The following is a 23,169-nucleotide window of genomic DNA, read 5'->3' as shown; positions in this document are numbered from 1 at the left end:
GCTGCCCGCCCCGACCACCGCGCGGCGCGGGCGCCTGCCGCGCCGCGCGGCCGTGGGTCAGCGGGCGGGCACCCGGGGCAGGACGCAGTCGCCGCACAGGCCGCCGCCGGGCACCCGGTAGTAGAGGCAGCAGGTGGTGCGGCGGAACGGTGGGCGGGAGTGCGGGCTCCCGTGTCCGGTCGAGCGCAGCGGCTCGGTCGCGAACAGTTCACGTGACAGCGTCCGCTCGCGCGCCGTCACCTCGTCCCAGCGGTCCCCGTCGGCTCTGCCCTCTCTCGCCGCCACACGCAGCCAGTCGCGCAGCACCCCGAGCGCCCCGGCCAGCGCCGAGCCGGCATTGCCCCACAGCAGGGCGCCCGAGACGCCGGAGGCCGCCGTGGCGACCCGGTGCAGCGGGGTCAGGTGCTGGTCGACGACGACGGCGCGCACCCGCTCGGCCAGGTCCGAGGCGGGTGGCGGGGCGACGAAACCCAGCCCGGCGGCGGTCGGTGTCCCGACAGCGGCGGGCGTTCGCGCGTCGGTGGGCAGCCAGAGTTCACGTGGTGCGCTGTGCTCGGGGTGCCACCACAGGCGGTCCGGCCCGAGGTCCGGCACGTGGCCGGTGAGTACGGCGCAGCCGACCGCCAGCGACCACAGCCGACCGGCCAGCCCCTGGAAGCTGAGCGAGGCCGCCACCCGCACCTCGTCGGTGCCCAGTCGCCGGGCCACCGTGGCGTACCGGTGTCGCAGCGCGGGCGGGGCGGCGTGCCACCGGTCGGCGGCCGACGCCTGGCCGGCGTACCCCACGCGCGCCGCGCGAGCGCCGCCCGGCGTCGAGTCCCGGCCCCACGTCGCGCCGTCGCCCGACACCGCGTCCCCGCCCCGCGCCGCGCCGTCGCCCTGGTCCGCCGTCCCGCACGGCATCGCGCCGGCGCCCGGTGACGGCTCGCCGGCCGGGCCCGTGGCGTACAGCTCGACCAGGGGCACATAGCCCTCGGCGCGCAGGCCGGCCGGGCCGGGTCGGTCGGTGCGTACGGCGAAGAAGGGGCCGATCTCGGCGACCGCGCGCAGCGCGGGGGCCGACGGGGCGGGCGGAGCGGTCCAGCCGGGCTCGGACATCGACGTCAGCCGTCCTTTCTGGGGCCCTCGCGCGCGGGCGGGGCGCGGGTCCGCGCGGGCGCCGCCCAGGTTAGTCGGCCACGCGGCTGCCGGGCCTGGCGGGCGTGGCCGGGGCCAGCGGAGGCGGGCGGGTAGGCAGGGGAAGTCCGGCCGGGGCGTGCGAGCCGAGCCGGGGCACGGCGGTCAACCGGCGAGGTCAACTGGCTGGGAGCGGTCCGCGCGAGAACCTCGGCGGTCGCGTCCGGGCGCGGCCCCGGCGGTGGTGTCCGAACGGTGGTGTCCGAACGGTGGTGTCCGGGCCCGCCACGGAGTCTGGTGTCCGGGACCCGACTCGGGGGCTGTGTCCGGTGGGCGGGGGCCGGTTGAGAGGATCGGCCCAGCAGCGTGCCAGGACCAGCCATCGAGACCACGCGACGCGCCGTCGCGAGCGACCCGACCGGAGCGAGACGATGACCCACTCCCCCGCCGCCGAAGCCGTCCTCACCCGCGTGCGCGGCAGGTCCGCCACCCTCACCCTCAATCGGCCCCGGGCCCTCAACTCCCTCAGCCACGCCATGGTGCGCGACCTGGCCGCCGCGCTGACGGCGTGGGAGCACGACGAGCGGGTACGCACGGTCGTCATCGAGGGCGCCGGCGAGCGCGGCCTGTGCGCGGGCGGCGACATCCGGGCCATCTACGAGGACGCCCGCGCCGGCGGCACCGCCTCCCGCGCCTTCTGGCGCGACGAGTACCTGCTCAACGCCCGTATCGCCCGGTATCCCAAGCCGTATGTGGCGCTCATGGACGGCATCGTGATGGGCGGCGGTGTCGGCGTCTCCGCGCACGGTGCGGTGCGGGTCGTCACCGAACGCTCGACGGTCGCCATGCCCGAGGTCGGCATCGGCTTCGTACCGGACGTGGGCGGTACGCACCTGCTGGCCGCCGCGCCCGGCGAGTTGGGCACACACCTGGCGCTGACCACGGACCGGATGGCGGCGGGCGGCGCCATCGCGTGCGGGTTCGCCGACCACTTCGTGCCCTCCGGCGAACTGGGCGCGTTCCGGGACGCGTTGGAGACGGTGTCGCCGGCGGAGGCGGTGGCCCGCTTCGCCGCGCCGGCGCCGGCCAGCGAGTGGGACGAGCACCGCGCGTGGATCGACGCGTGCTACGCCACGGACTCCGTCGAGGAGATCCTCGCCCGCCTGCGCGGGTGCGGCGTCCGGGAGGCGAAGGAGGCGGCGGAGCGCATCGCGACCAAGTCGCCCACCGCGCTGAAGGTGACTCTCAGCGCGCTGCGCCGGGCCCGGGCCCTGGGCGCCCTGGAGCCGGTGTTGGATCAGGAGTACCGGGTCTCCTGCGCGGCGCTGTCGCTGCCCGACCTCGTGGAGGGCATCCGCGCGCAGGTGGTCGACAAGGACCGTCGCCCGCAGTGGAGTCCGGCCCGTCTCGCGGAGGTGGGTCCGGCCGAGGTGGAGGGCTTCTTCGCCGACCTGGGCCCGGCGGAACTGGGCCTGGCGCCGCGCCCGTGAACCGGCCGGCCCAGCTCCTGCGGGCCGCCCCGCTCCAGGAGGCGCCGGTCCGACCGCCACGACCACCCGCTGCCCCGGGGACGCGGGTGACACAGGCGACACGGCTGACGCGGGTGACACCGGCGCGGGCGAGGCTCCAACGGGCTCGGCCGCGCCCGCGTTCCGGCGTCGGCGCCGCCGTCGGCCACGCCTAGACTCCGATCCATGACACCTACACCGACCGCCGTCGCGCGGGACCTGGCCCCGCACGGCACCCTGCGGGCCTCGATCAACCTGGGCAATCCCGTGCTGGCCCAGGGCACCCCCGAGGCGCCGGCCGGCATCACGGTGGACCTCGCGCGCGCGATCGGTGCGAGGCTGGACCTGCCGGTGGAGCTGGTCTGTTTCGACGCGGCACGCAGGTCCTACGAGGCGATGGCCACGGGACGGGCGGACCTGTGCTTCCTGGCCGTGGAGCCGGCCCGGGAGGCGGAGGTCGCCTTCACCGCCCCGTACGTCGTCATCGAGGGGGCGTTCGCCGTACCGCGCGAGGCGGCGTTCACGACCGTGGCCGACGTGGACCGGGCGGGGGTGCGGATCGGCGTCAAGCACGGCTCCGCGTACGACCTGTTCCTCACCCGCACGCTGCGGCACGCCAGCGTGGTGCGGGGCGAGGAGGGTGTCGCGGCCTTCCGCGCCGAGGGGTTGGAGGTCGCGGCCGGCATCCGGCAGCCGCTGGCCGCCTATGTCGCCGACCACCCGGACCTGCGGCTGCTGGCCGAACCGTTCATGCGGATCAGGCAGGCCGTGGGCACCACCCGGGACCGCGCGCCCGCCACGGTGGCCTTCCTGCGCGGCCTGGTCGAGGAGCTGAGGACGAACGGTTTCGTCGCCGACGCGCTGCGCCGCGCCGGACAGTCCGCGAACCTGGTCGCCCCGCCCGGCGCGTAGCCCCCCGGACGCGGCCCCGCCGGGTGGGGCGCCGGGGGCGGGCAGGCGCCGGCGTACCGAGCTGGCGTCCTACGCGCCCACCGCGTCGCCGACGAAGCGTCGAAGGTGGGCGCGGACGACCTCGGGCCGCTCCCGCCACGGTTCGTGGCCCGCGCCCTCGACCGGGGTCAGCGGAATCGCGAGCTGTCGGGCCAGCGAGGCGAGCGCCGACAGCGGGCGGGGGTCGGCGGTCCCGCCGAGCAGTTCGGCCCGGGCGGGCAGACACGCGCGCAACGCGGTCAGGTGCGCGTCGAGCGGGTCCGCGCGCCCCTCCTGGCCCAGTTCGCCGTTCATGGCCCAGTTGACGGGGCGCCGCTCCCGGGCGCCCCGGGCCGCCCAGCGCCAGCCCCGCTCGGGGTCGGCGTGGTCGGTGAACCAGGCCAGCGTGAGCAGTTCGACCTCCTGCTCCTCCGTACGGTGCGGCATCTCCCCCAGCGCGTGGAGCCGTTCGCGCTGGCGCGCGGTCATGCGCCGCTCGCGCTCCGCGCGGTCCGTGGCGCGCCAGTCGCCCACGAAGGGCCCGCACATCAGCAGCACGGCCGCGACCCGGTCCGGGTGCGCCAGACAGAACCGGCTGGCCAGCGTGGCGCCGTAGGAGTGCCCCACCAGCACGGCCTCGGGCACGTCCCAGGCGTCGAGCAGTTCGGCCAGGTCGGCGACGTGGCGAGCTACTCGGTGGCGGCCCTGCCACGGGGAGCCTCCCGTGCCGCGCTGGTCGTACCGGTAGACGGGCGCGAGGTCGGCGACCAGGTGGGCGACGTCGCCCAGGTAGTCCGGCAGCCCGGGGCCGCCGTGGAGCATGACCACGGCCGGTCGGCGGGCCGTGTCCCCCAGTGCCACCCAGCGCACCCGCGCGCCGTCGCTCATCGACGCCAGGCCGGGCGTCCCTGTCCAGGTCACCGCGGAGCACCCACCGGCGCCGGCGTCGCCACGCCGCCGGTGACCGTCGACGACGGGGCGGCGTACGCGGCCGAGGTGCCCCGCACAGCACGGCGCCGGCCGGGCGACGCCTCGTCCGGCCGGCTCGGCTCCCGTGCCCACCACGGTGGCTCGCTCACGTGCAGCTACGGGACGCGCTTCCGTCCGGACCCGCGTCGGCGTGCTCCGGAGGGGGCGGTGAGGCGAACGCGGCCAGCACGCGCTCGGCGGCGAGCGAGGCCGTCAGCGTGCCCTCCCGGACCTGGCGCTCCACCTCCGGGCCCACCCGGCGCACGGCGGGGTGCTCGCGGAGCCGGGTCAGCAGCTGTTCCCGGACCATCGTCCAGGTCCACTCCACCTGTTGGTCGCGCCGCTTGCCCTGGAGCGCGCCGGTGGCGTCCAGGATCTCGCGGTGTGCCTCGACGCGCTCCCACAGCTCGTCCAGCCCCGTGCCCTCGCGGGCGCTACAGGTGAGCACCGGCGGGTTCCACACCTCGTCGGGGTGCGGCGGCGCGGCGGCGGCGCGCGCGCTCGCGGACGGGGCGGCCTGGGGGCGCAACAGGCGTAGCGCGCCGGCCAGTTCGCGGGCGGCGGCGCGCGCGTCGCGTTCGTGGGGGCCGTCGGCCTTGTTGACCGCCACCAGGTCGGCCAGCTCCACGACACCCTTCTTGATGCCCTGGAGCTGGTCGCCGGTGCGGGCCAGGGTGAGCAGCAGGAAGGTGTCGACCATGCCGGCCACGGCCGTCTCCGACTGCCCCACGCCCACGGTCTCCACGAGGACCACGTCGTAGCCGGCGGCCTCCATCAGGATGATGGTCTCGCGGGTGGCGCGGGCCACGCCGCCCAGGGTGCCCGAGGTCGGCGAGGGGCGCACGAAGGCGGCCGGGTCGACGGCCAGCCGCTCCATCCGGGTCTTGTCGCCCAGGATGGAGCCGCCGGTCCGGCTGGAGGACGGGTCGACGGCGAGCACCGCGACCCGGTGGCCGCGCCTGGTGAGTCGGGTGCCCAGCGCGTCGATGAAGGTGGACTTGCCCACGCCGGGCACGCCGCTGATGCCCACCCGCCGCGAGTCGCCCGCGTACGGCAGCAGGGCGACCAGCAGTTCCTGGGCGAGGGCGCGGTGGTCGGGGCGGGTGGACTCCACGAGGGTGATGGCGCGGGCGATGTGGGCCCGCGAGCCCGCGCGGACGCCGCGTACGTACTGGTCTAGGTCGATCGTCGGTGCCATGGGCTCACAGCTCGTGGCCGAGTGCCGCGCCCAGCGACGTGACCAGGTCGAAGGCGGCGTCGGGGATCACCGTGCCGGGTGGGAAGACGGCCGCCGCGCCCATCTCGCGCAGCGTCTCGACGTCCTGCGGCGGGATGACGCCGCCGACCACGATGGTGATGTCCTCCCGGCCGGCCTCGGCCAGTTGCTCGCGCAGCGCGGGCACCAGCGTGAGGTGGCCGGCGGCCAGCGAGGAGACGCCGACGATGTGCACGTCGGCCTCCACCGCCTGCCGGGCGACCTCGGCGGGTGTCTGGAACAGCGGGCCGACGTCGACGTCGAAGCCCAGGTCGGCGAAGGCGGTGGCGATCACCTTCTGGCCCCGGTCGTGCCCGTCCTGGCCCATCTTGGCGACCAGGATGCGCGGGCGCCGGCCCTCGGCCTCCTCGAAGTCACGCACCAGCGCGCGGGTGCGCTCCACCCCGGATGACGGTCCTGCCTCGTCGCGGTACACACCGGAGATCGTACGGATCTGGCCGGAGTGGCGCCCGTACACCTGCTCCAGGGCGTCGGAGATCTCGCCGACGGTGGCCTTGGCCCGGGCCGCGTTCACGGCCAGGGCCAGCAGGTTGCCCGCCAGGCCGCCACCGGGCTGGGCGCCGTCCCGGGCGGCGCCGGTCAGCGCGCGCAGCGCGTCCTGGCACACCCGCTCGTCCCGCTCGGCGCGCAGCCGGCGCAGCTTGTCGATCTGCTGGGCGCGCACGGCGGAGTTGTCGACCTTGAGGACGTCGATCTGCTCGTCGCTGTCCACCCGGTACTTGTTGACGCCGATCACCGGCTGCCGGCCGGAGTCGATACGTGCCTGGGTGCGCGCGGCGGCCTCCTCGACGCGCAGCTTGGGGATGCCCGCGTCGATGGCCCGCGCCATGCCGCCCGCCGCCTCGACCTCCTCGATGTGCTGCCAGGCGCGGCGCGCGAGGTCCAGGGTCAGGCGCTCCACGTACGCGCTGCCGCCCCACGGGTCGATGACCCGGGTGGTGCCGGACTCCTGCTGGAGCAGGAGCTGGGTGTTGCGGGCGATGCGGGCGGAGAAGTCGGTGGGCAGGGCCAGCGCCTCGTCCAGCGCGTTGGTGTGCAGCGACTGGGTGTGGCCCTGGGTGGCGGCCATGGCCTCCACGCAGGTGCGCGCGACGTTGTTGAACACGTCCTGCGCGGTCAGCGACCATCCCGAGGTCTGGGAATGGGTGCGCAGCGAGAGGGACTTGGGGTTCTTCGGGTCGAACTGCCGGACCAGCTTGGCCCACAGCAGGCGGGCCGCGCGCAGCTTGGCGATCTCCATGAAGAAGTTCATGCCGATGGCCCAGAAGAAGGACAGCCGTGGCGCGAAGGCGTCCACGTCCATGCCCGCGTCCAGCCCGGCGCGCAGGTACTCCACGCCGTCGGCCAGGGTGTAGGCCAGTTCCAGGTCGGCGGTGGCTCCGGCCTCCTGGATGTGGTAGCCGGAGATGGAGATGGAGTTGTAGCGGGGCATCTTCTGCGAGGTGTAGGCGAAGATGTCGGAGATGATCCGCATGGAGGGTTGCGGGGGGTAGATGTAGGTGTTGCGGACCATGAACTCCTTCAGAATGTCGTTCTGAATGGTCCCGGCCAGCTTCTCGGGCGGCACACCCTGTTCCTCCGCCGCGACGATGTACAGCGCGAGCACAGGCAGCACCGCGCCGTTCATCGTCATCGACACGCTCATCCGGTCCAGCGGGATGCCGTCGAAGAGCTGTCGCATGTCGTAGATCGAGTCGATGGCCACGCCCGCCATGCCGACGTCGCCGGTCACGCGCGGGTGGTCGCTGTCGTAGCCCCGGTGGGTGGGCAGGTCGAAGGCGACGGACAGGCCCTTCTGTCCGGCCGCGAGGTTGCGCCGGTAGAAGGCGTTGGACTCCTCGGCGGTGGAGAAGCCCGCGTACTGGCGCACCGTCCAGGGCTGGTTGACGTACATCGTCGGGTACGGGCCGCGCAGGTACGGGGCGATGCCCGGGTAGGTGCCCAGGAAGTCGACGCCGGTCAGGTCGTGGGGGCCGTAGAGCGGCTTGACCCCGATGCCCTCGGGCGTCTCCCAGACCAGCGCGTCCTCGTCCTTGCCGGTGTTCTCGCGCAGCGCGGAGCGCCAGTCGTCGAGGTCGGCGCCGGGGGCGTCGCCCTCCTCGGCCAGCTCGATGTCCGCGAAGTTCGGGATTCCGCCCGTCGCTTCCGCTTCGCCTCGCATCACGCAATCCCCATGGTGTCCAGGGCCGAGGTCAGCACCTCGACCGCGTCGCAGCCCGCGAAGACGAACTCGTCCACTCCGGCCCGCTCGTACTCTTCCCGCCGCTCGCCGGGGCGGCCCGCCAGGTAGACCCGGGTGGCGCCGGCGGCCTTCAGTCGGGCGGCGGCGTCCCCGGCCTGCTCCGCGTAGAGCTGGTCGGACGCGCACAGGCACACGATCGTCGCGCCGCTGTCGGCGAACTCCTCGGCCGCCGCGCTCGGATCGGCGCCACCCTGGCCCTGGAGCGCCTCGATACCGCCGGCCTGGAAGAGGTTGGCGGCGAAGGTGGCGCGGGCGGTGTGCGCGGCGGCCGGGCCCAGCGTCGCCAGGAAGACCCTCGGCCGCTGCCCGTGAGCGGCCAGGTGCGCCTCACCGCGCGCGCGCAGCCTCTCGTACGCCTGGTCGCGACGCACCCGGGGCAGCCCCGCCACGGGCCCGGTGGCGGCGGGCCCGGAGTCCGGTGAGGTGGGGTACGGCTCGCGCTCGACGGGCCGCTCGTCCAACAGCGGGAACTCGCTGACGCCGGTGATCGGCTCCTCGCGTCGGGCCAGGTCCTTAGAGCGGCGCTGCCAGGTGGCGGCGAGCCGGTCGCCCACCAGGCCGGAGGTGAGCCCGTCGGCCATGCCGCCGGCGGCCTCGATCTCCTGGAAGAAGGCCCAGGCGGCCTCGGCGACCTCGGCGGTCAGTCGCTCCACGTACCAGGAGCCGCCCGCCGGGTCGATGACCCGGGCCAGGTGTGACTCCTCGAGGAGGATGGCGGAGGTGTTGCGGGCGACGCGGCGGGCGAAGCCGTCGGGCAGGCCCAGTTCGCTGTCGAAGGGCAGCACGGTCACCGCGTCCGCGCCGCCGACGCCCGCGCCCAGGGTGGCGACGGTGGTGCGCAGCATGTTCACCCACGGGTCGCGCCGGGTCATCATCACCGGCGAGGTCACCACGTGCTGCCGCTGCGCCGCCGCCTGACCCGCCGCGCCGCAGACCCGCGCGACCCTGGCCCACAGGCGGCGGGCGGCGCGCAGCTTGGCAATGGTCAGGAACTGGTCGGCGGTGGCCGCGTACCGGAACTCCAGCTGCCCCAGCGCGGCGTCGACGGGCAGTCCGGCGGCGGTCAGCTCCCGCAGGTAGCCGACGCCGGCGGCCAACGAGGCGCCGAGTTCCTCGGCGGTGGAGCCCCCGGCCTCGTGGTAGGGCAGCGCGTCCACGCTCAGGGCGCGCACGCCCGGGTGGTCACGGCTGGCGCGGCGGGCCAGTTCGGTGGCGGCGGCCAGGTGTCCGGCCAGGGCCTCGGCGCGGCCGGTGCGGGCCAGCACGCCGTACGGGTCGGCCCCCAGGACGGCGCGCGCGGCGGGCCGGGGCACCTCGCGTTGGTCGTAGAGCGCGAGCAGCGCCTCACCGGCGGCGGCGAAGTCGGCACCCGCGTCGAGCGCGACGGTCACCAGGTCGAGGTAGACGCCCTCCAGGGCCCGGGGCAGCGCGGCGACGGGCAGCGCCGCACCGCCCACCGCCAGCCACAGCGAGCTCACCCCGTTCTCCAGGTCCGCCAGGACCGCCTCGCGGGTGCGCTCGGGGTCGGGGTGCGCGTGCCGCTGGCGTACGTCCCAGCCGGAGACGGCCGACCCCTCGGGCCGCCCGCCGCGCACGAAGGGGGCGAAGCCGGGATAGCCGGCGGCCAGGGCGTCGGGGGCGTCGTCGGCGGTATAGAGGGGACGGGCGAGGATGCCGTCCTGGAGCGGGGTTCTGAGCGCCTCCTCGGCCGCGGCGCCGGTGGCCTCGGACGTGCCGGACTTCCGCAGCACGTTGCCAACAAGGTGGCGCCACTGCTCTCGGGATGCGTCCGGGAACTCGGCTGCCAGGGGGAGCCCGTCGGGCAGGACCGTCATGCGACGGAGACTAGGGGAGGTTTGCACAGGACAGGAGTGGGGCACGCTGTGATCTTGCCCTCCCCGGCAGCACGTAAGCGTGGCAGATCGCTAGGGTACGGACAGAATGACCTGCAAGGCGCGTACGCACGACGGGGGTTGGCCATGGGACAGGGCACGGACGAGGCCGCTGTGACGGATTTGACAAACGAGGCCGCGACTGTCGTGCCCGCCGCGCTGGTTCCCGCCTCGGTCGTCTGGTCGCAGGCCGTTCGCACCGACGCCGAGCCGGACGTCCTCTTCCCCGAGGAGGCCGCGCTGCTCGGCCGCGCCGTGCTCAAGCGGCGCCGCGAGTTCACCACGGTGCGGGCCTGCGCCCGAGAGGCGATGGCCGGCCTCGGACTCCCCCCCACCCCCGTCCTGCCCGGCAAGCGCGGCGAGCCCGGCTGGCCGCAGGGCGTGGTGGGCAGCATGACCCACTGCGACGGGTACCGTGCCGCGGCCCTGGCCCCCAGCACGGCGGCGCGCTCGATCGGCATCGACGCCGAGCCCCACGCGCCGCTGCCGGAGGGCGTGCTGGGCATCGTGTCGCTGGAGGCCGAGCGCGAGCGCGGCCAGCGGATCGCCGCCGGCGCCTGGGGGGCCGACACCGTGCACTGGGACCGGCTACTGTTCAGCGCCAAGGAGAGCGTCTTCAAGGCGTGGTATCCACTGGCGCACCGTGAACTCGACTTCTCGGACGCCGAGTTGACCTTCGAGGCGGAGCCCGCGCCGGCCGCGCCAGCCACCGGGGGCCCCGCGCTCCAGGGCACCTTCCGGGCCCGCCTGCTGCCCTCGGCGGACATTCCCGAGGAGTTCCCCCTCACCGGGTTCGACGGCCGCTGGGTGATCCACGACGGCTTCGTGGTCACGGCGATCGTGGTGCCGCCGGCGACCGTCCCAGCCGCCCGCTGACACTCCCCGCCCCACACCCACACCGCCTCCGCCGTTTCGCGCGACACCCGGCCCCATCCGGCCAGCCGGTGTCGACACACGGCGGGGGCGGACGTGCCTCCGGGGGGCGCGGTGCGTCACCACCGCGGACCCATCACGGGGCAGCGCCTCTTCTTTGCGTTTTGCCGCCATTCCTCCGGCGCTCGCGTCCGCACGCCGGGGTGCGTCGTGGGGCCGGGGCGAGACCGGCGCGCGGCGTATGGGGGCGCGAAGGCGTATCGGGCGCACGGAGGGCAGCGGGGTGGCGTGCGCAGTGACATCGCGCGCCACGAGCGCGCGGGTGCGCGGTAGCTCGTCGGCGGCAGATGCGAGGTGTAATCCCGGCTGAGGTTTGCAGGTGCCGCTCACGCTGGCTTACTGTGCCGCACATGCAGTCCTACACCATCGGCCAGGCCGCGCGGTTGCTGGGCGTCAGCGCTGACACCGTGCGCCGCTGGGCCGACGCGGGGCGGGTCGAGACGCATCGCGACGAGGCGGGCCGGCGACTGGTCGACGGGCGGCGTCTCGCGGCGTTCTCCGTGGAGTTGGCGCAGGCCGCCGACGGTGACGAGGAGGTGCCGTACACCTCGGCGCGGAACGCCTTCGCCGGCATCGTCACCGCGGTCAAGCTCGGCGACGTCGCCGCCCAGGTCGAGATCCAGGCGGGGCCGCACCGGCTCGTCTCGCTGCTCACCCGCGAGGCCGTGGAGGAACTGGGCCTGGAGGTGGGGGTGCGCGCCACCGCGCGGGTGAAGTCCACCAGCGTGCACATCGACCGCCTCTGACCCGTCCCCGCGCGGCGGCCGGCGCCCCCGGGGCGGCGGCCCACCACCGCCACCCGCCCAGGCCCCTCAAGGAGTCGTCCATGCCCTTCGCCCTCCCGCGCCGGCGGGTCGCCGCCCTCGCGCTGTGCCTCGCCGCCCTGTCGCCCCTGACCGCGTGCGGCTCCGGTGGCGACTCCGACGGCGACGACGGTGGTGGCAGGACCCAGTTGACCGTGCTGGCCGCGGCCTCGCTCACCGACGTCTTCGCCAAGGTCGGCGCCGCGTACGAGAGGGAACACCCGAAGGTACGGGTGCGCTTCTCCTTCGCCGGGTCGCAGGATCTGGCCGCGCAGGTGCGACAGGGAGCGCCGGCCGACGCGCTGGTGACGGCGGACCTGCCGACGATGCGCGGGCTGCGCGGCGACACCGGCGAACTGTCGGTCATCGCCAGGAACCGCCTGGTCATCGCGGTCGGCGAGGGCAACCCGCAGCACGTCAAGACGTTGCGGGACCTGACGAAGCCGGATCTGAAGGTGGTGCTCGCCGCGCCCGAGGTGCCGGTGGGCCGCTACAGCAAGGCCGTACTCGACTCCGCGGACCTTGACGTCAAGCCGGTCTCGCAGGAGCCGAGCGTGCGCGCCGTGCTGAGCAAGGTCACGCTCGGCGAGGCCGACGCGGGCCTGGTCTACGTCACCGACGCGGCCACCGCCCCCGACCGGGTGGACACGGTCGCCATCCCCGACGCGCAGAACGCCGTCGCCACCTACCCCGCGGCGCCGCTGACCGCCTCCCGGCACTCCGAGCAGGCGGCGTCCTTCGTGCGGTGGCTGACCTCGCCCACGGCGCAGAAGATGCTGCGTGCGGCCGGGTTCCAGCGCCCCTGAGCGGCGAGCGGTGACACCAGGCGGTCGAAGCGGTATCGGCAGGGATCGGGCACGGATGAGACGCGGCGAGGACGGCGACCCCGGGCGCACACCCGGGCGCGGCCGACGCGAGAGCTGGCGGGCGGGCGCGGCGCGCGGACGGCGGGGCGCCCCACGCGCCCGTACGCCCCTGGTGCTCGCCCTGCCCGCCGCGCTCGCGGTGGCCTTCCTGTCACTGCCGCTGGCCGGCATGGTGGCCCGTACCTCCTGGTCAGAGCTCGGTACGCATCTGGGCAGCGCTCCGGTGCGGGAGGCGTTGTGGCTGTCGTTGACCGTCTCGTTCTGGTCGCTGGGCCTGTCCGTGGTGCTCGGGGTGCCGCTGGCCTGGGTGCTGGCCCGTGGCGTGGTCCCCGGCCGGACGCTGGTGCGCTCGCTGGTGCTGCTGCCGATGGTGCTGCCGCCGACGGTGGGCGGCGTGGCGCTGCTGCTGGGCTTCGGTCGCCGGGGGCTGCTGGGTGGGGTGCTGGAGGACGGGTTCGGTCTCACGCTGCCGTTCTCGACCGCGGGCGCCGTCGTCGCGGCGACGTTCGTGGCCATGCCGTTCCTGGTCATCAGTCTGGAGGGGACGCTGGCCGGGTTGGATCGGCGGTACGAGGAGACGGCGGCGTCCCTGGGTGCCTCCCCGTGGCGGGTGGTGCGCACCGTGACGCTGCCGCTGGTGGCGCCGGGGTTGCTCGCGGGCGCCGCGCTGACCTGGGCGCGGGCGCTGGGCGAGTTCGGGGCCACGATCACCTTCGCCGGCAACCTGCCGGGCGTCACCCAGACGCTGCCGCTCCAGGTGTATCTGCTGTTGCAGTCCGACCCGGAGGCCGCCACCTCGGTCTCGCTGTTGCTGCTGGCCATCGCCATGGCCGTGCTGGTGGCGCTGCGCGGCCGGTGGACCGGCGGCGCCCGCGCGCCCGTCCGGCGCGACCTCGCGCCGGACGCCGGCCCCGACGCGGCGGGCGACCCGGTGGACGACGCGGCCGGGCCGGACGTCGACGACGACCCGGACGCGGGGGGCCCGACCAGGCACGACGCCCAGGTGTCCGGCCCGCCCGGGGCCGGCGGGCCGGCGGCGGCCCCGGGCGCTGGTGGCCCGGCCCCGGACCGGGCGTCCGGCTGGTCGCTGCGGGCCGAGCTGACCGGCTTCGACGAGTTGGCCATCGACGCGCCGCCGGGCACCACCATCGCCGTGGTCGGGCCCAACGGCGCCGGCAAGACCACGCTGCTGCGCGCCCTGCTCGGGCTCACCGACCGCTCACGTGCCGCGCTGTGGCTGGGTGACCAGGAGGTGAGCGCGCTGCCGACGCATCGTCGGGGTGTGGCGTGGGTGCCGCAGGACGGTGCGCTCTTCCCGCACCTGACGGCACTGCGCAACACGGCGTACGGGCTGCGGGCGCGGGGCGTCGGCGCGGCCGAGGCGCGGCGGCGGGCGTACGCGTGGCTGGAGCGGCTCGGGGTCGAGCACCTCGCGCGACGCCGGCCCGCCCAGCTCTCCGGCGGGCAGGCGCAGCGCGTCGCGCTGGCTCGGGCGCTGGCGGTACGGCCCCGGCTGCTGCTCCTGGACGAGCCGCTCGCCGCGCTCGACCAGAGCACGCGCGCGCGGGTGCGGCACGCGCTACGCCGGCACCTGGCCGACTTCGACGGGGTCTGTCTGATCGTCACGCACGACCCGGTGGAGGCCGTCTCGCTCGCCGACCGGGTGCTGGTGCTGGAGGGGGGGCGGGCCGTGCAGTACGCGACACCGGCCGAGGTGGCGCGGCATCCGCGCTCGCCGTGGGTGGCCCGCATGCTGGGACACAACGCCTGGCGGTGCGCCGTCACCGGGGACGGCGCTCTGGTGCTGCCGGGGCCCGGCCGGCTGGTGGTGGCCGACCCGCTGCCCGTGGCCGGCGTGGTGGCGGGCCCCGGGCACGGCGCTGGAGATGACGGCGGGGACGCGGGCCGAGGCGGGGCGGCGCTGGCGGTCTTCGGGCCGGAGGCGGTGGCGGTGCACCGGGAGCGGCCGGCCGGGAGCCCGCGCAACGTGTGGCCGGGGCGGGTGCGGGAGATCACGGCCGTGGGCAGCCGGCTGCGCGTGGTGATCGGCTCGGAGCAGGTGCCCGACCTGGTCGCCGAGATCACCCCGGCGGCGGCCGTGGAGCTGGCTCTCGCGGAGGGCGCCGCCGTGTGGACGAGCGTGAAGGCCACGGAGATCACCCTGGTCCGGCTGTAGGCGCGCCACAGGCCGGGGCGCTCGCCAGTCGCCTCGCGCGAGCGGGTCACCGCCTCGCGGTGGGTAGCTAAGACGGGTGGGGCGGGCGGCGTTCAGGGGCCGCCGCCAGGGGCGCCGGAAGCTCCCGGGGACGCCGGGCCGGCCGTCGTACGCCGGCCCGGCGCGTGCCGGGCCGGCCGGCGTCGGGCTGGCCGACGCCGGACCGGCGGGCGGCGATCAGCAGGGGTCGCGCCAGGGATCCAGCTCCAGGCGCTTGCGCATCGAACTGAGGCCCAGGTCCTTGGCGGTGGCGCAGAACTTCTTCGTCGGGAGTGTGTACTCGACGTGGAAGACCGCCTTGTCCGCCTCGATGAACGGCGTCAGCTTGTCGCACTCGCCGAACTCGGCGCACTCCTCGTTGACGGCGAACTCGAAGTCCCCGACGAGTTCGGGGATCTGGTCGAGGTCGTTCTTGAGTCCCACCGCCAGGCCACGGTCGTGGGCCAGCTTGGCCAGCCCGCGGTTGTAGGCGAGTTGGTGGGCCGCGGTCAGCGGGAAGCCGGTGCGGTTGCGGTAGGCGTCCATCAGGTCCGGCTCGACGGCGTCGAAGCCCTTGTCACGGCACATGTCCATGCGCTTGGCCATCAGCGGCAACAGCGTGTCCAGTTCGCGGACGTCCAGCCAGCGCTCGCCCGCCCAGCCGTTGTTCGCACCGCGCACGGCCTTGGGGAAGGCGTCCGCGTCCGGCCGCCAGTCCTCCCAGGCGCCGGCGTTGATGTAGCAGATCACCTTGCGACCGTCGTCGTGCAGCCGGTCCACGGTCGCCGCGGAGTTCTCGAAGCCGTCGATGTCGTAGACGGGAACGTCGATGCCGGTGTCGACGCGGCCGTCGAGCTGCCACTGCCAGGTCGTGCCGGGCTTCGGCTGCCAGGCCACGGCCGCCTGCTTCCCCGGCTCGTGCCCGGGTCGCTTCGTGGGCTTGGCCTGGGGTGTCTTCGTCGCCCGGTCGTCACCGCCGTCGTCGCTCGAACAGCCGGCCAGTGCCAGCAGTGCCGCACACGTCAGTGCCGCAAGCGGGGTACGCGCCCTCACCCGTTGTCTCCCATGTCGTTGTCGGTGCCTCACGGGGGGTACCGCCACGGGTTGCTCCCCTCCCCCGGCACCGCGCAGTGCAGTGCCGCGCCGCGATCATACGATGTATTTGCCACCTTTTTCCGCTGGTCAGCGGGGACCGCGTACACCAGGTGGCAGAAGCGTCGCGGTGGGTGACGCGCGGTCCAGGAGGGCACGCGAGCCCGCTGGTAGGTGGCCCAGTCGCCCTCGAAGGTGACCAGGACGTCGGCGATGTCCGCGTATCCGGGGTCGGGGTGGGTGCCCGGGTTGAGCACGGTGGTGGGCGCGCCGAGCAGCCGGGCCGCGCGCACCAGCCGCCGGTAGCGGGGCAGCAGCGCGGCGCGGGAGGCCGCCTGGTCGTAGAAGACGCCGTCCACGTCGTACCAGCGGCGGTGCCGGCGGATGTCGGCGAGTACGGAGTACGGCGACCGCCGCCCGTAGGCGGTGTCGACGTAGCCCAGCAGCCGCACCCCCGACGCACGCAGGTCGCGGGCCGCGCTCTGGAAGGCCGGGTCGCGCCGACGGCCCGGGCCGTCGGCCGCGTTGAGCACCACGGCGTAGAGCGCTCGGGCGTGCCCGCGAAGCGCCTGCCAGGCCGCCGGGTCCACCGTGGGGTGGACGTACAGCGGCACCAGCAGGCGCCCCGGGGGCGTGGCGGGGGTGTTCACCGCAGCGCGTCGACGGGCTGGCCGGTGGCCTCGGCCCACAGGTCGGCCAGCGACTGGGCGAAGGAGTAGCGGGGTCGCCAGTCCAGGGCGGCGGTGGTGGCGGTGATGTCGGCCCAGGCGCGGGAGGCGGCCGGCGAGCGGCCCGAGCCCGCGCCGCTCTCGTCGATCTCGCCCCGGAAGTCGGCGAGTCGGGCGAGTTCGGTGGCCACGGCCCGCACCGGTTGGGCGGTGCCGCTGCCCAGGTTGAGGACCGGTGGGAGGGGCGCGGTCGTGGTGGTGGCGCGGGCGACGGCGCTGGCCACGTCGCGGGCGTCGATGAAGTCGCGGTACGCGGAGAGGGCGCCCACCCGCACCACGCCCTCGGGTTCGGCCTCGCGCAGCAGCGCGGCCAGCCGGCCGGGCAGGCTGCTGGCCGGTGAGCCGGGGCCGAGCGGGTTGAAGACACGCAGCACCACCGCGTCCAGGCCGGCGGAGGTGACGGCGAGGGAGCCGGCCAGCTTGGTGGCCCCGTACACCCCGAACGGGCAGGTGGGGCTGGACTCGGTGAGCGCGAGATCGCCGCCGGAGGTGCCGTACTCGGCGGCCGAGCCCAGGTGGACGAGGCGGGCGTCGGGGGCGGCCTCGGTGAGCGCCGCGCACAGGGCGGCCGGGCCCCGGGCGTTGGTGGCGGCCAGGGCGAGGGAGCCGCCGCCGACCGCGCCCGCGCAGTTGACGACGGCGTCCGGGCGCAGCGCGGCCAGGGTGTCGGCGAGGCGGGGCACGTCGATGGTGGCGAGGTCGATGTGGGCGTCGGCGGTGGACGAGCGTCCGCCGGTGAACACCTGCGCGCCGGGCAGGGCGCGCAGGTGTCGGGCGGTGTGCTCGCCGAGGAAGCCGCTGGCTCCCAGGACGAGGATGCGCATGGGGTGGGTCACGCTCCCTTGATGAGGACGCCGCGGCGCTGGGTGAACTCCGCGTTGGCACGGTCGTAGTCGTCGGGCCGTCCGATGTCGAGCCAGTAGCCGTCGAAATCGTAGGCGTGGGGCGGGGTCTGTGCCTTGAGGAGGTCCAGGACGAGTTCGTCGAAGCCGAGCGGGAGGCCCGGCGTGTACGGGTTGAGGGTGTCGCGGGAGACGCCGTAGACGCCCATGGAGACGCGGTAGTCCATGCGGGGCTTCTCGGTGAAGCCGACGACGCGGTCCGACTCGGTGGTCAGCACGCCGAAGTCGATGTCGACCTGGCGGGCGTAGGTGGCGATGGTCAGCGGCGCGCCGCTGGACTCGTGGGAGCGCAGTACGTCACCGAAGTCGAGGTCGGTGAGGATGTCGCCGTTCATCACCAGGAAGTGCTCGGGTAACCGGTCGAGCATGGTCAGCAGCGGCCCCATGGTGCCCAGTGGGCTGTCCTCGGTGCTGTAGCCCACGCGCAGGCCCCACTGGGAGCCGTTGCCGACGTAGGCGCGGATGATGTGCCCGAGGTGGCCGATGGCCAGGGTGCAGCTCGTGAAGCCGGCGGCGGCCAGTTGGCGCATCACGATCTCCAGGATGGCGTGCCGGTCGCCGATGGGCACCAGCGGCTTGGGCAGCGCGGTGGTGTACGGGCGCAGCCGGACGCCCTTGCCGCCGGCCAGGATGACTGCGTGCATGGCGGTTCTCCTCTTCGGGTGGGTCCGCGGGTGGGTGCGGACGGGGTGGTGCGCCGGCTCGCGAGGGGTTGTGGGGTGCGGGCGGGCCGGTGCGGGGGCCCGGTGGGGCCGGTGGTGCGGTCAGACGTTGTAGAGGTCGGTCTTGTAGCGGGCCAGGTTGGCGGGGTCGCGGAAGAAGTCGATGGTGTGACCGAGCCCGTCCTCCAGGGTGTGGGCGGGGGCCCAGCCGGTGGCGGCGCGCAGCCGGGAGGCGTCGCAGACCAGGCGCATCACCTCGGAGTCGGCGGGCCTGATGCGCTGGGCGTCCTCCCGCACCTCCAGGGTGGTGTCCATCAGCTTGCCGATGAGGCTGACGAGTTCGCCGACCGAGATCTCGCCGCCGGTGCCCGCGTTGAAGGTGCGGCCCACGACCTGGTCGGCGGGGGCGGTGCCGACGGTGTGGAAGGCGGCGGCGGTGTCCTTGACGTAGCTGAAGTCGCGGGTGGGGCGCAGGTCGCCGAGGGTGATGGCGCGTTGGCCGGCGGCGACCTGGCCGATGACGGTGGGGATCACGGCGCGCATGGACTGGCGGGGCCCGAAGGTGTTGAAGGGGCGCAGGGTGACCACGGGGGTGGCGAAGCTGGCGTGGTAGCTGTCGGCCAGTCGGTCGCCGCCGGCCTTGGACGCGGCGTAGGGCGACTGGGTGTTGATGGGGTGGTCCTCGGTGATGGGCACGGTTTGCGCGGTGCCGTAGGTCTCGCTGGTCGAGGTGTGCACCAGGCGCGGGATCTCCAGGTGGCGTACGGCCTCCAGGACGTTCAGGGTGCCGGTGACGTTGGTCTCCACGTAGCTGTGCGGGGCGCGGTAGGAGTACGGGATGGCGATGAGCGCGGCCAGGTGGTAGACGGCCTCGGTGCCGGAGACCAGGCCGGTGACCGAGCCGGGGTCGCGGACGTCGCCGAGCACCACCTCGACCTGGTCGAGCACGTCGGCCGGCAGCGTCTCCAGCCAGCCGAAGGAGGAGAAGGAGTTGTACTGCACCATGGCCCGCACCCGGTGTCCCGCCGCGACCAGCGTCTCGACCAGGTGGGAGCCGATGAACCCTTCGGCCCCGGTGACGGCGACGAGCCCGGGGTGGGGCCCGCCGGCGGTGGTGGAGGGGGCGGCGGGTGCCGTGCCGGGGGCGCCCGTCGGCTGGGCGTCGGGGTGGGCGGGGGTCGCGGGGGTCGGGGACATGCGGGGACTCCGATTCTCGTGAGTGTGCGTGGTGCGGTTGTGGGTGGTGCGTGTACGGGTGGGTCAGCGGTGTGCCGTGATGCGGCCGAGCAGCGCGTTGGCGGCGCCCAGCAGCGCGACGGCGGTGCAGCAACAGGCGGCGAGCTGGACGGAGGTGGGGGTCCAGACGTGCAGGGCGAGCGGTACGGTCTCCACTCCGGCGGCGGCCAGCGTGCCCAGGGCGGGTACCCAGGCGGTGCCGAACGCCTGGAGGAGCAGTCCGGTCCACATCACGGCGCCCAGGGCGACCACGGCCAGCAGTCGCTGGACGCCCAGGTGTGGCCCGTCGGGCCAGATGGCGGCGGTGGCGTAGACCAGGACGGCCAGGACGGCGAGGTAGCCGGCCATGCAGCGGGCCAGCACCCAGCCGGTGCGCAGCAGCAGGCCACGTGCCGTGGTGGACTCGCCGAGCGCGGCGAGCGACAGGCCGCGGCAGCGGTAGAGCAACCATTCGGCCATGCCCATGCTGAGGGTGAGCGCGATGACCGAGGGGCCGGTGAGCGAGGCGCCCTCGCCGTAACGCAGTACGTCACCGAGGACGGCGACGGAGGTGAGCACCGCGCAACCGAGCCCGAACAGGCCGTAGGGCACTGACTCGGACCAGCGTGGTCCGCCCGCCGCCGCGCCGCCTCCGCCGGTCTCGCCGGTGGCCTTCGGCCGTTCCGCGATGGCTTGTTGGACGGCCAGGGCGGCGTAGCCCAGGGCGGCCAGCACGGTGGCGGCGGGCAGCGCGGCGCGGGCGGCGGCCGGCAGGTCGATCCAGAGCAGGGCGGTGGCACCGAGGGCCGTGGGCAGCAGGCTGTAGAGCAGTTCGCGTTCCTTGCCCAGGACCAGCAGGGCCGTGGCGGCGGCGAGGTAGACGGACTGGCCGGCGGCGAAGGCGGTGGCCGCGCCGGGTCCCGGCAGCGCCAGCGCGGCGAGGAAGGCCAGCAGTGCGCCGACGGTGCCGCCGATCCGCAGGCAGGCGGCCGCGGCGGGGCTGCCGCCGAGCGCGAGCCAGCGGTAGGCGCGGTGGGCCAGGGCCTGGTTCCAGGCCCAGCCGACGAGCGCGGAGGCGGCCAGCGGGCCGGTGCCGGCGGAGAGGCCGAAGAGTTCGGCCGGTCCTTCGAGGAAGGGCCCGGCCAGGACGTAGCCGAGTCCGGGCAGGGTGAAGACCACGCCGCGCAGCAGGAACCGGCCCGGCGCCGCGTGCCAGGGGTCGGGTCGCGCGGGTGGTTCGGGGAAGCCGCGCGGGACGCGGCCGTAGAGCTCGGTGGCCAGCTCGAAGACGTCCCGGCGCCCGTAGCGTTCGGTGATCTGCTCGCCCGTCAGGCCGTCGGCTTCGAGGAAGGCGGCGATCTCGTCGGGGTGGACGGCCGCGGCGCACACGTCGGCGAGCCGTTCGGCCAGGTCGTCCAGCGGGTCGTCGGCCCAGGACGGGGTGGCGCGGGGGGTACGCCGGCGGGTGTCCGTGCCCTGGTCGGCGAGTGTGCCCGGGTCGGTGTCGGGCCCGGTGGTGGGGGTCGGGTCGGGCCCGGGGACCAGGCGTAACGGGCCGCTCATCCGGCACCTCCGGCGGCGACCGCGCGCGCCCAGGAGGGGCGCTGGGCGCCGGTGGGGCGCTGGGGTCGCTGGTCCCGCCGGTGCCCGGACAGGTTCTGGTAGATCTCGCGGAAGGTGCTGATGGTCTGGCGCAGCGTGAACTGTTCGATCACGCGCAGGCGGGCGCCCTCGCCCATCCTGGCGCGTAGTTGGGGCTCGTTGAGCAGGCGTAGCGCGGCCTCGGCCATGCGGGCGGGGTCACGTGGGGGGACGACCAGGCCGGCGTCGCCGACGGCCTCCCGGACGCCGCCGACGTCGGTGGAGACGGTGGCCCGCCCGCAGGACATCGCCTCGATGAGGGTGAAGGGGAAGCCCTCGCTGACGCTGGAGAGCATGACGACGTTGCCAGCCGCGTAGGCGTCCTTGATGTCCTCGACCCGGCCCTCGAAGGTGACGGCCTCGCCGATGCCCAGGTCGGCGGCGAGTCGCTCGCAGCCCTCGCGGTACTTCTCGGCGCCGCGCGGGGTGCCGCCGAAGAGTCGCAGCCGCGCCGTGGGCAGCTTCTCGCGCACGGTGGCGAAGGCGCGGATGAGGGTCTCCAGGTCCTTGATCGGGTCCACCCGGCCGGCCCAACTGAGGGTGGGGGTCTCCGGTTCGGGTCCGGCGGGCGGGAAGGCGGCGGGGTCGACGCCGTTGTACACGGTGCGTATGCGATCGGGCGGGGTGCCGCCGTGCTCCTCCCAGCGCCGGTTGTACCGGTTGCCGGGGGTGACCAGGGCCGCCGTGCGGTAGCTCTCCTTGGCCAGCAGGCGGAAGAAGCCGAGCATCAGGGCCTTGACGGGCCAGCGGTAGGGCTCGGCGCGAAAGCCGAGATAGCGTTCGCGGAGGTAGACGCCGTGTTCGGTGAGCAGGAACGGCGTGCCGTGTTCGTGGTGGGCGACCAGGCCGGGCAGCGCGGCCAGCCCGCCGCTGACGGCGTGGGTGACGGAGGTGGTGGCGGCGGGCCGGCCGGCCAGCGGGCGCAGCGCGTGCTCCAGCAGGTCGGTGGCGCTGAGCGCGTCGTGCAGGGTGGGCCGGGCGGCGGCGGTGGCCAGGGCGGGCCTGTTCCACAGCCGGGCCAGGACGCGCGCGGCCCGCTCGGTGCGCAGGGCGGCCGAGAGGGTGCCGCTGGGCGCGAGGGCCGCCAGTTGGTAGAGGGCGCCGGAGAAGTGGTCCTCGTGCGCGGGGTCGAGCAGGGCGTGGAGGAAGTCCTCGTATCCGCCGAGGAAGCGGCGCAGTTCCCGGCCGCGGGGTGGGGGGCAGGTGGGTGGGGTGCCCCACAGCGGCAGGTTCTCGATGCCGCGTACGTGGGTGGGTGGCTGCCAGGACAGGGGTTCGCGGCCGGTGCCGGTCACCGCCATGATGTGGAAGTCCACATCGGGCATGCCGTTGATCAACTGGTCGCACCACACGCTGACTCCGCCGTGGCTGTGCGGATAGGTGCCCTCGGTGAGGAGGGTCACCGAGGTGCCGTCCGACGGCGGTTCGCCGCTGGTGGGCGCGGTGCGTGGTCCGTGCATGGCCGTTCTTACTCCCGAGGGACGGTGCGGGGTCTTCGCTCGTGACGCCGTGCGAGCCCGGTATCGGGCCGGATGTCGCGACGACGGCCACGGAGCCGGCGGGGGCGGCGGTGTGGGTGGGGCGTGGGGCCCGCCCGGGTGCGGTGGTGCTGGCGTGCGGCGTGCCGGTAGCCGGCCCGTGGCGCGGTGGCCGGGTGGGGCCGGTCGGTGGTGCGTCCCGTGGCGGCGGGGCCCGGTGGCCGGTTCGCGCGCCACAGGCCCCGGGGTCCGCCGTGCGGTGGTGGCCGCGACGGTCTCGCTCACCCCGGGGTGGGGCGTGGTGCTGGTGCGGGTGCCGGTGGGGCGGTGTACCGGCCTGGCCCGACGCACCGGGCCGGCACGCGTGGTGCGGGCGTGGCGTGACGCGGGGTGGTGCGGGCGGGTGTGCCTCGGCGCGGGTGTGGGGCGCCGCGTCAGGCTGCCTGGTGCGGGGTGGTGCCGGGTGCGGGTGCCACGGTGTGCGGGGTGGGGCTTGGCGCCGGGTGGGGCCGTGGTGCGGGGTGACTCTCCCCGGCATCCGGGCTGTGCCGTGGTGCGCGGTGGTGCCTCGGTGCCGGGTGCGCGGGGTGGCGCGTGCCCCGGGTGTGTCATCGAGCTGGGTGTGTCGCCGAGCCGGGTGTGTCGCCGGGCCGGGTGTGTCGCCGGGCCGGGTGTCGCGGAGCGCTGGGTGACTCGTGCGCCCGGGGTGTGTACGCGGTGCC

The 23,169-nt window shown here is 75.1% G+C and carries 18 protein-coding genes; 6 read left to right on the top strand and 12 right to left on the bottom strand.

Features of this window, described 5'->3' with window-relative positions:
- Window positions 1-57: 57 nt before the first annotated feature.
- Window positions 58-1,098 carry a (2Fe-2S)-binding protein gene (locus ACFVFR_RS20750; protein ID WP_383703757.1) on the bottom strand — a complete coding sequence of 347 codons (1,041 nt, stop codon included), beginning with the start codon at window positions 1,096-1,098 and terminating at the stop codon, window positions 58-60.
- A gap of 449 nt (window positions 1,099-1,547) precedes the next feature.
- On the opposite strand from ACFVFR_RS20750, the gene ACFVFR_RS20745 reads away from it, so the two are divergent.
- Together ACFVFR_RS20745 and ACFVFR_RS20740 are read left to right on the top strand one after the other, a co-directional pair.
- Entirely contained in the window at window positions 1,548-2,606 is a 1,059-nt protein-coding gene (locus ACFVFR_RS20745; protein ID WP_383703755.1) for an enoyl-CoA hydratase/isomerase family protein, read from the top strand.
- Between the two features lie 204 nt (window positions 2,607-2,810).
- Complete coding sequence (locus tag ACFVFR_RS20740; protein WP_383703752.1) at window positions 2,811-3,536, top strand: transporter substrate-binding domain-containing protein; 726 nt, start codon at window positions 2,811-2,813, stop codon at window positions 3,534-3,536.
- A 69-nt stretch (window positions 3,537-3,605) separates the two neighbouring features.
- On the opposite strand, the gene ACFVFR_RS20735 is transcribed toward ACFVFR_RS20740, so the two are convergent.
- From ACFVFR_RS20735 to ACFVFR_RS20720, 4 genes are all read right to left on the bottom strand, one after another.
- Entirely contained in the window at window positions 3,606-4,475 is an 870-nt protein-coding gene (locus ACFVFR_RS20735; RefSeq protein WP_383703749.1) for an alpha/beta fold hydrolase, read from the bottom strand.
- A 154-nt stretch (window positions 4,476-4,629) separates the two neighbouring features.
- Window positions 4,630-5,721: a methylmalonyl Co-A mutase-associated GTPase MeaB gene (meaB, locus tag ACFVFR_RS20730; RefSeq protein WP_383703746.1), complete on the bottom strand. Its 1,092-nt coding sequence runs from the start codon at window positions 5,719-5,721 to the stop codon at window positions 4,630-4,632.
- 4 nt (window positions 5,722-5,725) lie between these two features.
- Window positions 5,726-7,960 carry a methylmalonyl-CoA mutase gene (scpA, locus tag ACFVFR_RS20725; RefSeq protein ID WP_383703743.1) on the bottom strand — a complete coding sequence of 745 codons (2,235 nt, stop codon included), beginning with the start codon at window positions 7,958-7,960 and terminating at the stop codon, window positions 5,726-5,728.
- Window positions 7,960-9,876 (bottom strand): methylmalonyl-CoA mutase family protein, encoded by a 1,917-nt coding sequence (locus tag ACFVFR_RS20720; protein ID WP_383703740.1) that lies wholly within the window; start codon window positions 9,874-9,876, stop codon window positions 7,960-7,962. The genes scpA and ACFVFR_RS20720 overlap by 1 nt, the downstream gene beginning before the upstream one ends.
- 171 nt (window positions 9,877-10,047) lie before the next feature.
- Here ACFVFR_RS20720 and ACFVFR_RS20715 point away from each other — a divergent pair, with 171 nt between their 5' ends.
- The 4 genes from ACFVFR_RS20715 to ACFVFR_RS20700 all read left to right on the top strand — a co-directional run bounded on the left by ACFVFR_RS20715 (window position 10,048) and on the right by ACFVFR_RS20700 (window position 14,711).
- Window positions 10,048-10,809 (top strand): 4'-phosphopantetheinyl transferase, encoded by a 762-nt coding sequence (locus tag ACFVFR_RS20715; protein ID WP_383703737.1) that lies wholly within the window; start codon window positions 10,048-10,050, stop codon window positions 10,807-10,809.
- A 407-nt stretch (window positions 10,810-11,216) separates the two neighbouring features.
- Window positions 11,217-11,612: a molybdopterin-binding protein gene (locus tag ACFVFR_RS20710; RefSeq protein ID WP_383703734.1), complete on the top strand. Its 396-nt coding sequence runs from the start codon at window positions 11,217-11,219 to the stop codon at window positions 11,610-11,612.
- An 80-nt stretch (window positions 11,613-11,692) separates the two neighbouring features.
- Complete coding sequence (modA, locus tag ACFVFR_RS20705; protein ID WP_383703731.1) at window positions 11,693-12,475, top strand: molybdate ABC transporter substrate-binding protein; 783 nt, start codon at window positions 11,693-11,695, stop codon at window positions 12,473-12,475.
- Between the two features lie 55 nt (window positions 12,476-12,530).
- Complete coding sequence (locus tag ACFVFR_RS20700) at window positions 12,531-14,711, top strand: ABC transporter permease (protein ID WP_383703728.1); 2,181 nt, start codon at window positions 12,531-12,533, stop codon at window positions 14,709-14,711.
- A 216-nt stretch (window positions 14,712-14,927) separates the two neighbouring features.
- Here the strand turns inward: ACFVFR_RS20700 and ACFVFR_RS20695 are convergent, their stop codons facing one another.
- From ACFVFR_RS20695 to pelF, 7 genes are all read right to left on the bottom strand, one after another.
- Window positions 14,928-15,782: an endo alpha-1,4 polygalactosaminidase gene (locus ACFVFR_RS20695; protein WP_383703724.1), complete on the bottom strand. Its 855-nt coding sequence runs from the start codon at window positions 15,780-15,782 to the stop codon at window positions 14,928-14,930.
- Between the two features lie 29 nt (window positions 15,783-15,811).
- On the bottom strand, window positions 15,812-16,471 hold the full coding sequence (locus tag ACFVFR_RS20690) for a spherulation-specific family 4 protein (protein ID WP_383703721.1): 660 nt from the start codon (window positions 16,469-16,471) through the stop codon (window positions 15,812-15,814).
- Window positions 16,468-17,385: an NAD-dependent epimerase/dehydratase family protein gene (locus ACFVFR_RS20685; protein ID WP_383703718.1), complete on the bottom strand. Its 918-nt coding sequence runs from the start codon at window positions 17,383-17,385 to the stop codon at window positions 16,468-16,470. Before ACFVFR_RS20685 ends, ACFVFR_RS20690 begins: the two co-directional genes overlap by 4 nt.
- Entirely contained in the window at window positions 17,382-18,095 is a 714-nt protein-coding gene (locus ACFVFR_RS20680) for an NDP-sugar synthase (protein ID WP_383703716.1), read from the bottom strand. Before ACFVFR_RS20680 ends, ACFVFR_RS20685 begins: the two co-directional genes overlap by 4 nt.
- Window positions 18,096-18,215: 120 nt before the next feature.
- Window positions 18,216-19,310 carry an SDR family NAD(P)-dependent oxidoreductase gene (locus ACFVFR_RS20675; RefSeq protein ID WP_383703714.1) on the bottom strand — a complete coding sequence of 365 codons (1,095 nt, stop codon included), beginning with the start codon at window positions 19,308-19,310 and terminating at the stop codon, window positions 18,216-18,218.
- Between the two features lie 63 nt (window positions 19,311-19,373).
- Window positions 19,374-20,891, bottom strand: coding sequence for a hypothetical protein (locus tag ACFVFR_RS20670; protein ID WP_383703712.1), 1,518 nt, complete (start codon window positions 20,889-20,891; stop codon window positions 19,374-19,376).
- Window positions 20,888-22,429: a GT4 family glycosyltransferase PelF gene (gene pelF / locus ACFVFR_RS20665; protein ID WP_383703710.1), complete on the bottom strand. Its 1,542-nt coding sequence runs from the start codon at window positions 22,427-22,429 to the stop codon at window positions 20,888-20,890. Before pelF ends, ACFVFR_RS20670 begins: the two co-directional genes overlap by 4 nt.
- Window positions 22,430-23,169 lie beyond the last annotated feature (740 nt).

Source organism: Streptomyces sp. NPDC057702 (assembly GCF_042799315.1).
In the GTDB taxonomy this organism is placed as follows: domain Bacteria; phylum Actinomycetota; class Actinomycetes; order Streptomycetales; family Streptomycetaceae; genus Streptomyces.
Note: the sequence above shows the minus strand (reverse complement) of the source record. Positions and strands in the feature narration are given on the sequence as shown.